The organism is Nocardia mikamii NBRC 108933 (genome assembly GCF_001613505.1).
GTDB lineage: Bacteria > Actinomycetota > Actinomycetes > Mycobacteriales > Mycobacteriaceae > Nocardia > Nocardia mikamii.
Genome location: NZ_BDCM01000004.1, coordinates 199,949 through 213,095, shown reverse-complemented (window position 1 = coordinate 213,095; position 13,147 = coordinate 199,949). Strand labels below are relative to the sequence as shown.

Annotated in this window: 12 protein-coding genes; 7 read left to right on the top strand and 5 right to left on the bottom strand. The window is 66.7% G+C overall.

Going from position 1 to position 13,147, the window contains the following annotated elements:
* The first annotated feature begins 45 nt into the window (after positions 1 to 45).
* From NMI01S_RS05855 to NMI01S_RS05835, 5 genes are all read left to right on the top strand, one after another.
* Complete coding sequence (locus NMI01S_RS05855) at positions 46 to 1,449, top strand: cytochrome P450 (RefSeq protein WP_084512563.1); 1,404 nt, start codon at positions 46 to 48, stop codon at positions 1,447 to 1,449.
* A 352-nt stretch (positions 1,450 to 1,801) separates the two neighbouring features.
* Complete coding sequence (locus NMI01S_RS05850) at positions 1,802 to 2,701, top strand: L,D-transpeptidase (RefSeq protein WP_062995104.1); 900 nt, start codon at positions 1,802 to 1,804, stop codon at positions 2,699 to 2,701.
* Positions 2,702 to 2,892: 191 nt separating this feature from the next.
* Positions 2,893 to 3,858, top strand: coding sequence for a carbohydrate ABC transporter permease (locus NMI01S_RS05845; protein ID WP_439956228.1), 966 nt, complete (start codon positions 2,893 to 2,895; stop codon positions 3,856 to 3,858).
* The gene (locus NMI01S_RS05840; protein WP_062994958.1) at positions 3,855 to 4,727 is read left to right on the top strand and encodes a carbohydrate ABC transporter permease; all 873 of its coding nucleotides are present in this window, start codon (positions 3,855 to 3,857) and stop codon (positions 4,725 to 4,727) included. The genes NMI01S_RS05845 and NMI01S_RS05840 overlap by 4 nt, the downstream gene beginning before the upstream one ends.
* Before the next feature lie 20 nt (positions 4,728 to 4,747).
* The gene (locus tag NMI01S_RS05835) at positions 4,748 to 6,067 is read left to right on the top strand and encodes an ABC transporter substrate-binding protein (protein WP_245716721.1); all 1,320 of its coding nucleotides are present in this window, start codon (positions 4,748 to 4,750) and stop codon (positions 6,065 to 6,067) included.
* Here NMI01S_RS05835 and NMI01S_RS05830 read toward each other — a convergent pair whose 3' ends face one another.
* From NMI01S_RS05830 to NMI01S_RS05820, 3 genes are read right to left on the bottom strand one after another with little or no spacing between them, the layout of a single operon-like run.
* A complete protein-coding gene (locus NMI01S_RS05830) occupies positions 6,068 to 8,098 on the bottom strand; it encodes a M13 family metallopeptidase (protein WP_167669870.1) in 2,031 nt (676 codons plus the stop codon). It abuts the gene before it with no gap.
* Positions 8,099 to 8,488 carry a DUF397 domain-containing protein gene (locus NMI01S_RS05825; RefSeq protein ID WP_062994956.1) on the bottom strand — a complete coding sequence of 130 codons (390 nt, stop codon included), beginning with the start codon at positions 8,486 to 8,488 and terminating at the stop codon, positions 8,099 to 8,101.
* A 10-nt stretch (positions 8,489 to 8,498) separates the two neighbouring features.
* Positions 8,499 to 9,347 (bottom strand): DUF5753 domain-containing protein, encoded by an 849-nt coding sequence (locus tag NMI01S_RS05820; RefSeq protein ID WP_062994955.1) that lies wholly within the window; start codon positions 9,345 to 9,347, stop codon positions 8,499 to 8,501.
* A gap of 117 nt (positions 9,348 to 9,464) precedes the next feature.
* Between NMI01S_RS05820 and NMI01S_RS05815 the strand changes: the two genes are divergently transcribed.
* Entirely contained in the window at positions 9,465 to 9,980 is a 516-nt protein-coding gene (locus NMI01S_RS05815; RefSeq protein ID WP_245716720.1) for a hypothetical protein, read from the top strand.
* Between the two features lie 9 nt (positions 9,981 to 9,989).
* Here NMI01S_RS05815 and NMI01S_RS05810 read toward each other — a convergent pair whose 3' ends face one another.
* Both NMI01S_RS05810 and NMI01S_RS05805 read right to left on the bottom strand, forming a co-directional pair.
* A complete protein-coding gene (locus NMI01S_RS05810; protein WP_084512490.1) occupies positions 9,990 to 10,658 on the bottom strand; it encodes a DUF4190 domain-containing protein in 669 nt (222 codons plus the stop codon).
* A gap of 51 nt (positions 10,659 to 10,709) precedes the next feature.
* Entirely contained in the window at positions 10,710 to 11,510 is an 801-nt protein-coding gene (locus tag NMI01S_RS05805) for a pirin family protein (protein WP_036507411.1), read from the bottom strand.
* Between the two features lie 95 nt (positions 11,511 to 11,605).
* Between NMI01S_RS05805 and NMI01S_RS05800 the strand changes: the two genes are divergently transcribed.
* Positions 11,606 to 12,973 carry an MFS transporter gene (locus NMI01S_RS05800; protein ID WP_062994954.1) on the top strand — a complete coding sequence of 456 codons (1,368 nt, stop codon included), beginning with the start codon at positions 11,606 to 11,608 and terminating at the stop codon, positions 12,971 to 12,973.
* The last annotated feature ends 174 nt before the right edge of the window (positions 12,974 to 13,147 follow it).

The following is a 13,147-nucleotide window of genomic DNA, read 5'->3' as shown; positions in this document are numbered from 1 at the left end:
GCGGACCGCATCGAACCCGGGCCGTGACTGCTTCGTGTGCTGGGTATGCGCGCAGCAACAGCAGGCCGGCATCGCACCCCGCAGATTTCCGGCGAACGGGCCGCACCCCGGCAACCGCGGTGGGTCGCGGCGCACGCGCTGGCGGCCGGAATCGATTTCGATCGGTACTTCCGGCTGCGCCGCGCGCACGACGGCTATCCGTTTCTGGTCCGCTTCCCGGGATTCGGCGCGGTATTGTTCACGGGGACACCGGGCGGCACGAAAGAATTTCTCCGGTCGCCGATCGGAATTCTGCATCCGCCACAACCGAATCCCATTGAACCGCTAATCGGTTCGGCCTCATTGATACTCGCTCGTGATCAGCGTCATCGCAATGATCGCACGGTGCTGACGCCCGCATTTCATCGCGCGCGAATTACGCAGTACGGCACGGTAATTCGGGACAGCACTCGCGACGAACTCGCGGGCGCCGGCGCCGGTCCCGCGTGGCTGCCGGGAACGACGATCGATGCGCGGGTGGCGGCGCGGGCGCTGACGCTGCGGGTGATCCTCACGCTGATCTTCGGCACCGACGATTCGCGCCGGCGCGACACCTACACCGCCGCGGTCGGCGAATTCCTCACCGCCTTCACCGGACCGCTGATGCTCGTTCCCGCGTTGCGGCACAGCGCATTCGGTTTGTCGCCGTGGGACCGATTCGCGCGGGCGCGCACCCGGCTGGACGCACTGCTCGACGCCGATATCGCCGCCCGGCGGATGTCCGGCACGCCCGGTGACGGTGCGCTCGGTGTGCTGTCGACCGCTCGCTACGAGGACGGCAGCGGGGTGAGCGATGCCGATCTGCGCGAACAGCTGCGCACGCTGTTGGTAGCCGGTCACGAGACCACGGCCACGAGTCTGGTGTGGGCGCTGTTCCGGTTGCACCGCGATCCCGGCGCGCTGGCCCGGCTGCGCGCCGAAGTCAGTGCCGCGGGGCCCGACGCCGATCCCGAGGAGCTGGCCGGTCTGCCGTATCTGAATGCGGTGTGCCAGGAGACTTTGCGACTGCACCCGCCGGTGCCGATCGTGCTGCGGCGGCTCACCGGACCGCACACGGTGTGCGGGGTGGAGTTGGCCGAGGGGGACACGATGGGGGTCGCGATCCCGCTCGTACACTCCGATCCCGATACCTGGGACGAGCCCGAGCGGTTCCGGCCGGAGCGTTTCCTGGACCGCCGGTACGGACCGTTCGAATACCTGCCCTACGGCGGCGGCCATCGCCGCTGTCTCGGCGCCACCCTGGCCGACTACGAGTTGCGAATCGCGCTCGCCACCATCGTGAGTCGGGTCGAGTTGTCGCTGCTCCCGCGCTATCGTCATGGCCGAATTCCGCGCTCGGTGCCGCACAACATCGCCACCGGTCCGCATCGCGGGATCCGCTTCACGGTGGAGGGAATCCGCCACCCCTGAAGTGATTTGCCTCACAAGGAGGTTTGCTGGGTGGCGATCCGGCTCTTATCCACCCACCCGGACCTCGAACCCGACTCGCCGATGCGAACGGGACTTTCACCCTGTCACCACTACGCCACTCGGCCACGGTGACGGATCACACAGGTGCGGTGCGGACTTCATAACTGGCGGAACGCAATTGGCCGATGCCCGCGAGAGATGTAGTAATGGAGGCCGGGCCGGGGCCTGATAGACCGTTCGCGCACCCGCGCGCGAATATTCCTGTGCGCCGTGGCGCGCGATCTAGGTGGGAGAGGACGAAACGGCTGTGCGCACCACAACCTGTCGGAAGCCCGTTCGGGACGAGACCAGCCTGTCCAAGCGGACCGGCCTGTTAGCCCTCGCGGCGACCTCCTTGGCGGTGACCGCCGCCGGTGCCATCGCCATGGCGCCCGCCTCGGCCGCGCCGCTGTGGCCCGGTGGGCCCGACGTCCCCGGCGCTCCGGCCGTCGTGCAGGCGCCGCAGCCCGAACCCGGTGCCGCGCCGGTGAAGAACCCGCCGCCGCTGCCGCAGGCGAATTTCGCCGCGCCGAGCATCAGCCCCGGCGACGGCGACGTGGTCGGCGTCGCGCAGCCCATCATCATCAACTTCAAGGATCCGGTCGGCGACCACGCCGCGGCCGAGAAGGCCATCCGGATCACCTCCAGCAACGCCACCCACGGCCACTTCTACTGGCGCGGTGACAAGCAGGTGCGGTGGCGGCCGGAGGAGTTCTGGCCCGCCAACTCCGACATCACCGTCGAGGCCGGCGGCACCCAGGTCGCCTACAAGGTGGGTGACGCGGTCGTCGCCACCGCCGACGACGCGACCCACACGATCACCGTCACCCGCAACGGCGAGGTCGTCAAGACCATGCCGACCTCGATGGGCAAGAAGGATCACGAAACCCCCAACGGCACCTACTACGTCGGGGAGAAGAACCGGAAGATGATCATGGACTCCTCGACCTACGGGGTTCCGATCACCGATCCGCAGGGCTACAAGCTCGAGGTCGAGTACGCGACCCGGCTGTCCAACAGCGGCATCTTCGTCCACGCCGCCCCGTGGTCGCTCGCCCAGCAGGGCGTGTCCGACTCCAGTCACGGCTGCCTGAACGTCAGCACCGAGGATGCCCAGTGGTTCTTCGAGAACGCGCAGAAGGGCGATCCCGTGGTGGTGACGAACTCCACCGGAAACTTCAGCGCCGGTGACGGTATGGGCGACTGGAGCTAGGCTCCTCCGCCTCTCCGCGTTCGTTGGCGGTTTCGGGGTGGCTTGCTGGGCATTGCCGTGTTCGGGTGGTGACGGCGGGCTCGGAGTTTCCGGAAAGGGCGGCCGTCGCGGTGTCGGACTTCTAGGATCTGCTCATGGCCGGGGTGTCCGAGAATGATCGTCCGACGCCCGGTCGAGAGTTCAGGGGTTCGGTGCCTGGGGTTCTCCGGGCGTTCGCTGGGGGCGGGCAGACCGCGGTGGTGCGGAGCCGCCCGGAGCGAGTACTGCCGCAGAACCGGGGACGGCGGCGGCCGTGGGGGGATTACGGGCTGTTCTTCGTGTTGGTGGTGCCGAACCTGGTGCTGCTGGGGCTGTTCGTCTATCGCCCGCTGATCGACAACATCCGGCTGTCGTTCACCGACTGGAATCTCGCCGAACCCTTCGCGCACTTCGTCGGAGTGCGCAACTACCGCGAGTGGTGGACACGGGCGGACACCTGGCAGATCGTCGGCAATACCGTGATCTTCACCGTCTTCGCGGTCGGCGGCAGTATGGTGCTGGGTCTCGGGCTGGCCCTGCTGCTCGATCGGAAACTGTTCGGCCGCAACGTGGTTCGCTCGGTGATCTTCGCCCCGTTCGTGATCTCCGGCGCGGCGATCGGGGTGGCGTTCCAGTTCATCTTCGATCCGGGCTTCGGCCTGGTGCAGGATCTGCTGCACCGCATCGGCATCACCGATGTGCCGGATTTCTATCAGGAACCGCACTGGGCGCTGTTCATGGTGACCGTGACCTACATCTGGAAGAACCTGGGCTACACCTTCGTCATCTACCTGGCCGCGCTGCAGGGTGTCCAGCGTGACCTGTTGGAGGCGGCCGCGATCGACGGCGCCGGACGGTGGACCACCTTCACCCGCGTCCTGCTGCCGCAGCTGCGGCCCACCACATTCTTCCTGTCGATCACGGTCATGCTGAATTCGCTGCAGGTGTTCGACATCATCAACGTGATGACGCGCGGCGGGCCGCTGGGCACCGGTACGACGACCATGGTCTATCAGGTCTACCAGGAAAGCTTCCGCAATTTCCGCGCCGGATACGGGGCGACGGTCGCGACGATCATGTTCGTGGTGCTGCTGATCATCACGCTGCTCCAGGTACGAGTGATGGATCGAGACGAATGACGAGCACGACGGTAGCGCCGGCCACCCGCGGTCGACAGCGGAAACGCCTGCTGGCAACGGTTTTCGGCTACGCGGCGATGATGTGTGTGCTGATCGTCGTCGGGGTGCCGCTGTTCTGGATTCTGATCACCTCGTTCAAGGCGCGGCCCGATATCTACACCCAGCCGGCGGTATGGTGGCCGCGTAGCTGGCATCCGGAGAACTACCGCGAGGCCACGACCACGCTGCCGTTCTGGACCTTCCTCCGCAACTCGCTGATCGTCACCACCGTCGTCTCCGCGGTCAAATTCGCGCTGGGCGTATTCAGCGCCTACGGCCTCGTCTTCCTGCGCTTTCCGGGGAAGACGCTGATCTTCCTGGCGATCATCGCCGCGCTGATGGTGCCCAATCAGATCACCGTGATCTCCAACTACGCGCTGATCGCCCAGCTGGGTTGGCGCAATACGCTGCTGGGCATCATCGTGCCGCTGTGCGGGGTGGCATTCGGCACCTTCCTGATGCGTAACCACTTTCTCTCCCTGCCGGTTTCGGTGGTCGAGGCGGCGCGCGTCGACGGTGCGAACTGGTGGCAGCTGCTGATCCGGGTGGTACTGCCGATGTCCGGCCCGACGATGGTGGCTTTCGCGGTGGTCACGCTCGTCAACGAATGGAACGAGTATCTGTGGCCGTTCCTGATGGCCGACGACTCCGGCGTCGCGACCCTGCCCGTCGGCTTGACACTGCTACAGAACACCGAAAATCCCAGTGTCACCAACTGGGGGCCGGTGATGGCCGGCACCCTGCTGACCATGCTGCCGATTCTGGTGGTGTTCGTGCTGCTGCAGCGGCACATGATCAAGGGCCTCACCACCGGTGCCGTCAAAGGATGATTCGCTCGAGGAGAGTGCCCGTGACCCGACCGCGCACACTGACCCGTCGCGGATTTCTCACCGCCACCTCGGTGGCCGCCGGGCTGGCCCTGTCGGCGTGTGCGGGAATGGGTGGCAGCACCGGCGTCGGCGGCGATCCGAATACGATCATCTTCTGGTCGAATCATCCGGGCACCTCGAAGAATCAGGAAACCGAGCTGATCAACCGGTTCCACGCGCAGCATCCCGATCTGACTGTGAAGCTGGTGGACGCCGGGCGCAACTACGAAGAAGTGGCGCAGAAGTTCAATGCCGCGCTGACGGGCGGCGCCCTGCCGGATGTCGTTGTGCTCTCGGACGTCTGGTGGTTCAACTACGCGTTGAACAAGGCCATCGAACCGCTCGACGAGCACATCGCGGCCGCCGCAGTGCCGCTGGCGGACTACGTCGACAGCTTCGTCGACGACTACCGGTTCGCGGGAAAACTGTGGGCGCTGCCGTATGCGCGCTCGACGCAGATCTTCTGCTACAACCGCGGTCTGTGGGCCCGCGCCGGACTGCCCGACCGCGGCCCGCGGAGCTGGCAGGAATTCGACGAATGGGGACCGGAACTGCAACGTGCCATCGGCGCGGGGAAGTGGGCCCACGGCTGGGGCGATGCCAAGAACTATCTGGCCTGGACATTTCAAGGACCGAACTGGACCTTCGGCGGGGCCTACTCGGATCGGTGGACACTGAAGTTCTCCGATCCCCGCACGGTCGAGGCCGGAAACTTCCTGCGCGACATGATCAATCGCAAACACTACGCCGCCATCCGCCCGCAGCTGGCCGTGGATTTCGGCACCGGGGTGGTGGGCTCGGCCATCACCTCCACCGGCGATATCAAGGGCATCGTCGCCAATGCGGCGGGCAAACTCGACTTCGCCACGGCATTCCTGCCGCATCCGAACGGGCCGGGATGCACCACCGGCGGTGCGGGACTGGCGATTCCGTCGCGCATCTCCGATCAGCGCAAGGCCAACGCACTACGCTTCATCGAGTTCATCACGAATCCGGTGAACACCGCCTATTTTTCGCAGGCGACGGGTTACATCCCGGTGCGCAAGTCGGCGGTCCACGATCCGTCGGAACAGCAATTCCTCGCCGCCAACCGCAATTTCGCGACCGCCGTCGACCAGCTGCCGCTGACGCGTTCGCAGGACTACGCCCGGGTGTTCCTGCCCGGCGCCGATCAGATCATCGGCACCGGGCTGGAACAGATCGGATTGCAGAACCGGGACGTGACGTCGGCCTTCGCCGATATCACCGATCGGCTGCAGACCATCTACGACCGGCAGATCGAACCGAAACTACCGCGGTAGTCACCAGATCCGCACGCGCTCGGTGGGTTCCAGGTACAATGCGTCACCCGGTTCGACATCGAACGCCTCGTGGAATCCGTCCAGATTGCGAACCACACCGTTGCACCGGAACTCCGGCGGAGAATGCGGGTCGACGGCCAGCCGGCGGATCGCCTCCTCGTCGCGGGCCTTCGTGCGCCACACCTGCGCCCAGCCGAAGAACACTCGCTGCAGTCCGGTCAGTCCGTCGATCACCGGCGGCTCCGCGCCGTCGAGTGAGATCTTGTAGGCCTCCAACGCGATCGAGAGACCACCCAGGTCGCCGATGTTCTCGCCGATGGTGAATTCGCCGTTGACGGTGTGGCCGGGCAGCGCCTTCGGCTCGAATTGGTTGTACTGATCGATCAACGCCTTGGTGCGCTTACCGAATTCGGAGCGATCGGTTTCGGTCCACCAGTCGACCATATTGCCGTCGCCGTCGTACTTGCTGCCCTGGTCGTCGAAGCCGTGGCCGATCTCGTGCCCGATCACCGCACCGATGCCACCGTAGTTGGCGGCGTCGTCGGCGTTCATGTCGAAGAACGGCGGTTGCAGAATCGCCGCCGGGAACACGATCTCGTTCATGCCCGGGTTGTAGTAGGCGTTCACCGTCTGCGGCGTCATGAACCACTCGCCGCGATCGACCGGGCCGCCGAGCTTGTTCATATCACGGTCGTGGTCGGCGGCGTAGCCACTGCGGTAGTTGCCGACCGGATCGGCGGGATCGACGCGGACCGCGGAATAGTCGCGCCAGGTGTCGGGGTAGCCGATCTTGGGAGTGAACCGCTCCAACTTGGCCAGCGCGGCCTCGCGGGTCTGCGGGCTCATCCACTCCAGTTCGCTGATGTTGCGGCGGTAGGCCTCGATCAGGTTCGCCACCAACTCCTGCATCCGCTGTTTGGCCTCGGGCGGGAAGTGTTCGGCGACATAGATTTTCGCGACCGCTTCGCCGAGCAGATCCTGCACCAGCGAGACGCCGCGCTTCCAGCGCTCGCGATTCTCCTGAGCGCCGGTGAGGGTGCGACCGTAGAAGTCGAAACTCTCCTCGACGATCGCGGCGGTCAGATACGGCGCACGTGCCCGCAGCACCCGCCAGCTCGCCCACGCCTGCCAGTCCCCGAGCGGCTCCGCGGCCCACAGCTGCGCGAAGGTACGCGCGTAATCGGGCTGGCGCACAATGACTTCGGCGAACAGCTCGGTGCCGGAGGCCGAGACTCCCGCAGCCAGCTCCTCGGTCCAGGCGGCCCAGTCGAATTCCGGATTCGCGGCGGCGAGGTCGGCGAAAGTGGTGAGGTTGTAACTCAATTCGGCGTCGCGGCGGCGCACCACATCCCAATGTCCCGCGGCCAGTTTGCGCTCCAGCTCGAAGACGCGCTGCGGATCGTACTCGAGCGCGGCCAGCTGGAACATGCGCCGGATGTGCTCGACGTATTTGGTGCGGATCTCGGCGTAATCGTCGTTGCGGTAATACGATTCGTCCGGCAGGCCGAGCCCGGACTGGGTCAGGTTGACCAGATAACGCTGCGAATTCTTGTCGTCGGTATCGACGTAGGCGCCGACCGCCCCGCCCACACCGGTGCGCTGCAGCCGGCCCAGCAGCACAGCCAGCTCACCGCGATCCTTCACCTCGCGTACCGCGGCCAGTTCCCCGGCGATCGGGGTGAGCGCGGCGGCCTCGACCGCCTCCTCGTCCATGAAGCTGTTGTAGAGGTCGGCGATCTTGCGTGCCTCCTCCTCGTCCGGCACCGAGGCAACGGTTCCGGCCGCCAGGTCCTGGATGATCTTCTTGACGTCCAGTTCGGCCTGGTCGTAGAGGGTGCGGAACGCTCCGTCGACCGCGCGATCGGCGGGAATGTCGTAGGTGTCCAGCCATTTGCCGTTGACGTGCGCGAACAGGTCGTCCTGCACCCGCACAGCGTCGTCGCGATAGGTCAGATCGATGCCCGAGGGAGTCGTCACGTCGAAAGTCACGACCTCCAGTATGCCGACGACGGCGACGCGCCGCCGCCGCATTCAGCCCGGTGCGGTGGTCGCCGCCGGGATGCGGTCGAATTCGCCGTCCCGGGCGCCGGCCAGGAACGCCCGCCACTCGCCGGGAGTGAACGACAGTGCGGTGGTGTCGTGGACCAGAACCGTGCCACCGTCCGCCGCGGGGCGAACGTGCAGGTCACCCTCGCTGTCACCGTGCAGGACCCGGCGCAGGAAAGCCATCCAGGCAGGCGCGTCGACGGTGATGATCGGCTCGCGCTCGGGTCTGTTCGCGGGATCACGGCGGTATTTGCTGTCGCGGATCTGCACCGCGTCACCGTCGAAACGGACCTCGACGCACTGGTTGCCGTTGTTGGTGCGCGTGGAGGTGAACCAGGGTGTGACCTCCGGCCGATACCTCGCGGGGGTGGGCATGGGCGGGAGTTTACACGGCTGCGTATTTCTCGATCAGCGCCAATGACTCTGTGCGAGTGAGGGATTGATCGAGCGCTCGCACGAATGCGAACGCCAGATCGTGCACCTGGTCGGGATTGTCGACCGGCGCGCCGAAGACCGCGCTCTCGGCCCAGCCGAAGGTCGGCAGGTACTCGGAGGCGAAGTCCAGCAGATGAAAACTCGCCCCGCCGAGGATCGCGCCGTCGGGAGCCGCGAACGGGATGACCCGGATGTCCACGTTCGGCCTGGTGCGCAACAGCCCGGCCAGATACTCCAGCTGCGCACACAGCACTGCCTGGCCGCCGACCTGCTGCAACAGGGTCGCCTCGCCGACCACGGCGGTGAGGGCGACGGGATCGTGCCCGTGCAACCGCTTGCGGCGGCGCATCCGCATCGCGACCAGCTGTTCGACCTGCGCCGGACGGATCATCACATCGGCGGCGATCAGCGCTCGCGCATAGGCCTCCGTCTGCAGCATCCCGGGGATCACGAGGCTGTCGTAGCTGCGAATACCGTCCGCGCCGTACTCCATCCCGTAATAGCGCTGCAGTTCCGGGCCGATCAGGGCCGATCGCGTCCACCAGCCGCGCTCTCGCCCGGCCGCCAGCAGGGCGAGCAGTTCCGCACGTTCCTGTTCGCCGACCGCGAGCAGGTCCAGCACCGGACCGATGGTGTTGGCGGTCAGCACCCGGCGGCCCTTCTCCACGTGCGACCAATTGGCCGGGGTGAACCCCACCGCGCGGGCGAAGCCGGCCGAGTCGAAGCCACGATGTTCGCGGAGTTCGCGCAGGCGACGGACCAATTCCCACCGGGCGACCACTGGCGAGGTAGGGGCCATGCGGGCAGATGCTACGCCGGCCACCGCGACACGCCCGTGACTATTGTCATTTCAACTGTACGGCGATACGGTCTGCGTATCGGTGGCACTGCACTCGACGACGAGACGAGGTTCGCCATGAGCACGCGCGACCCGATGGCCGGCGCGATCGAACCGAATATCACCACCATCACCACCGCGCCGCGCGCAGTCACCCAAGAAGCGCTGGTCCGCTGTCGTCGCTACCGCAAAGAGAACGGGCTCTACGGGATCGTCGAACCGGTACGAGGTCGCATCCTGTTGGAAATAGGCCCGGTCGGCGCGATCACCGTGCCGGCCGCCCTCGGAGCTCCGATTCGCGAATACCTCACCGTGCGCGGACATCGCGGGCCGATCATCGGACATCCACGGTCGGCACGCTGGACCTTCCTGACCGGACATGTCGACGAATCGGCCACCGACGCCGCGATCGCGTCCGATATGTTCCATCGCTGCGCCGCGCTGGTCGCCCCGGGCACCACCATCGTGCTGCCCTCACCGGCCGACGAACGCACCGGATACCGGGTGTGGATCGATTCGCCGCACGGCGACTACCGGCCGGAACTGGCCGAGGTGCTCACCGCAACCCGCCAGTGCCGGCCGGACCCGTACTGACCCGGCCGATCAGGAGGTCGGCCGCGGACTCAGGGTCACGCTGTACTTGTTCTCCAGCGTCTGATTCCAATCACGTTGGCACTGGTCGATCTTCGACTGATCGCCGTTGGCCTTGTTCACGCAGTCGAGGAAATCCTTACCGCCGTTGTTGACGAAGAAGTTGACCCCGATCGCGGCGATCACGATTCCGGCGATGAGCCCGAGCAGGCCCAGCACCAGGCCGGCCATCGCCATACCGCCGCCGGCCGCGGTGCCGCGCCGAGCCTTGACCGTCGCGATGATGCCGAAGATCAGGGCGACCAGGCCGAACAGGATTCCGCCCACCACTGTCCAGCAGGTCAGCAGGGCGATGATGCCGAGGACCAGCGCCGTGATGGCCAGCCCCTTGCCCTTGGGCTGCTCCCACGTGCCCTGTCCCGGTGGGCCGGGGTAGCCGCCGGCGGGCGGCGGGGGATATCCGCCCGGATACTGCCCCGGCTGCTGGCCGTGCTGCCCCGGCTGCTGGCCGTACTGGCCGGGTTGTTGTGGATACTGACCCGGCTGCTGGGGATATTCGCCCGAGTGGCCGGGATACTCGCCCGAACGGCCGGGGTACTCGCCCGAGCGTCCGGGTTCGCCGCCCGACTGCGGATACGGTTCCGGCGGGGGATAGTTCCCGGGCGGTGGATTCTCGGTCATCGCTGTCCTCTCCTCTAACGCACGGGCCCTCGACGGCCGCGTCTGCCGACTCTATTGGCCGCCGAGACGTGCGTGCATTTCCCACACCAGGACCTCCGCCGGAACCTCGGCGACGATGCGCTGCCCGCCGCTGCGGGTCATCCGCACCGCATCACCTTCGTAGAGGGTTCCGACACCCTCCATCTCGACCTCGCCGCGGGCGACGAAGACATGCAGGTAGGGCGCCTCGGGGAGGGTGATCGCCTGCCCCGCGGCAGCTCCCGCCGCACCGGGCATCCGCCCGACGTGCAGGGCGGAATGGCTGCTGCTGATCGCGATCGCGGTGCGATCGCGATAGCGCGGCATACCCGTGGCGACCGTGATCAGACCGCCGCGGTCCAGTTCGTCGTCGATTTCCAGTTGCTGATATCCGGGAGTAATTCCCGGCTCATCCGGTACTACCCACATCTGCACGAAATGAACCGCTTCGGAATGCGGCGACGTGCCGCCCTGTTCCGGCGGAAGACGCCACGAATCATTCTTTTCCGAATGCAGAATTCCGGTTCCCGCGCTCATTCGCTGTGCCAATCCGGGATAGATGACACCGGCATGTCCGAGCGAATCCTGATGCACCAGAGAACCGTTCAGAACCCAGGTGACAATTTCCATATCGCGATGCGGATGAGTGTCGAATCCCTCGCCCGGCAACACGATGTCCTCGTTGTTCACCAGCAGCAGCCCGTGATGGGTGTTCTCCGGATCGTAATGCTCGCCGAACGAGAACGAATGCTTCGAATCCAGCCATGCCACACGGGTTTTCATGCGATCGCCGGCGCGATGAACATCGATGTGTGGTGTCGTGAGTGTGGACAACGGGGGTCCTCCTCTCGAGCTGCTGTCGAGGCCGCCGGGTAGATTCTACCGTGGCTGTGCACCGGCCCCGCACATTGATCCGGAGGTGAACCGAAATGCGACCCGACGCTGCGCGGCGGGCCGCGGTGGCCGCCGCCGTCCGCCGGCCCGGAATGCCGCGGCTGGCGCTGATCCGGTTCTCCGGACAGTTCGGCGACGGAATGTTTCAAGCAGCGCTGTCGGGGGCGATTCTGTTCAATCCCGAACGTGCCACCGATCCGCTGGCCATCGCGGGCGGGTTCGCGGTACTGCTGCTGCCGTATTCGGTGATCGGACCGTACGCCGGAGCGATGCTGGACCGCTGGGACCGCCGCACGGTGCTGCTGATCGCCAACGTGCTGCGGGCGGTATTGATCGTGGTGACCGCGGTCGGGCTGTGGGCCGGAATCCGCGATACGCCGCTGTTGCTGCTGGCGCTCGCGGTGGTCGGGATCAGCCGATTCGTCCTGGCCGGAATCTCGGCGTCGCTGCCGCGGGTCCTGGAACAGCGCTGGCTGGTGCCGATGAATTCGGTCCTGGCCACGGTGGCATCGGGATGCGCCGGAGCGGGCGCCGCGGGCGCGGTGGCGATCATCGGCGCGGTGGGCGCGGGCGATGTCGCGGGTGCGGTGGCGGTGGCGGCCAGTGCCTGCGGGTCGGTGATCTCGGCGGTGGCCGCGATCGGCTTCGCGCGACATCAGCTCGGACCCGAACATCGAATCGGTGCGTCCGGGCGCGGTGCGACCGCCGAGTCCGTGCGCGCCGTGCTCACCGGTCTGCGCACCGGCGCCCGTGCGGTGGCCGAATCGCGGGATTGCACCACCGCGATGATCGGCGTCGGCACCCACCGCATCGTCTTCGGCGCCAACACCCTGCTCATGGTGCTGGTCCTGCGCCGCCCCAACGAATCCGGCATGTCGGCGAGTTCGGGACTCGTCGGCTTCGGCGTCGCGATCACCGCCGTCGCCGCGGGCATGCTCGCCGCCGCCGTGCTGACGCCGCTGCTGATTCCGCGGCTCGGGCGCCCGCGCACGGTGGTCGCCGGACTGTCGGCGGCGCTGCTGGTGCAGGCGACACTGGTCCCGCCGATCACCGTCGCCACCGGTGCGGCCGAACATCGGGCCCACCAACTGCTGCTGGCCGGCGCGTTCCTGCTCGGCCTGGCCGGGCAGATGGTGAAACTGACCGGCGACGCCACCCTGCAGATCGATGTCGACGACGCTCGGCGCGGGCAGGTATTCGCCCTGCAGGACACGGTTTTCAACATCACGTTCGTCGTCGCCGTCGCCGTCACCGCCCTGGTCATTCCGGCGGACGGCCGTTCCCTCGGTGTAGTGGCGGCAGGCGCCGGACTGTACGTCCTGGGGATCGCGGCGATCGCCGCCAACAGCCGCCGGCGCACGCCACGCGGTTGCTCCGGACGTTCGCAGACGCATCCCGGCTGATCGGTTAGATTGTTAGCCGCTGTGCTCGGTCCCAGCTGATGCGGTGACTGACAGTGCATGTCACCAGCGGTGCGAGTGGTAGTCGAGGAGTGCGGTGTTCGGGAACAACGCGACGGGGAGAGCTGCTGCCGACGGAACGGCGGCGCGCGGCTCCAACCGCCTCGGAAAGCGCTG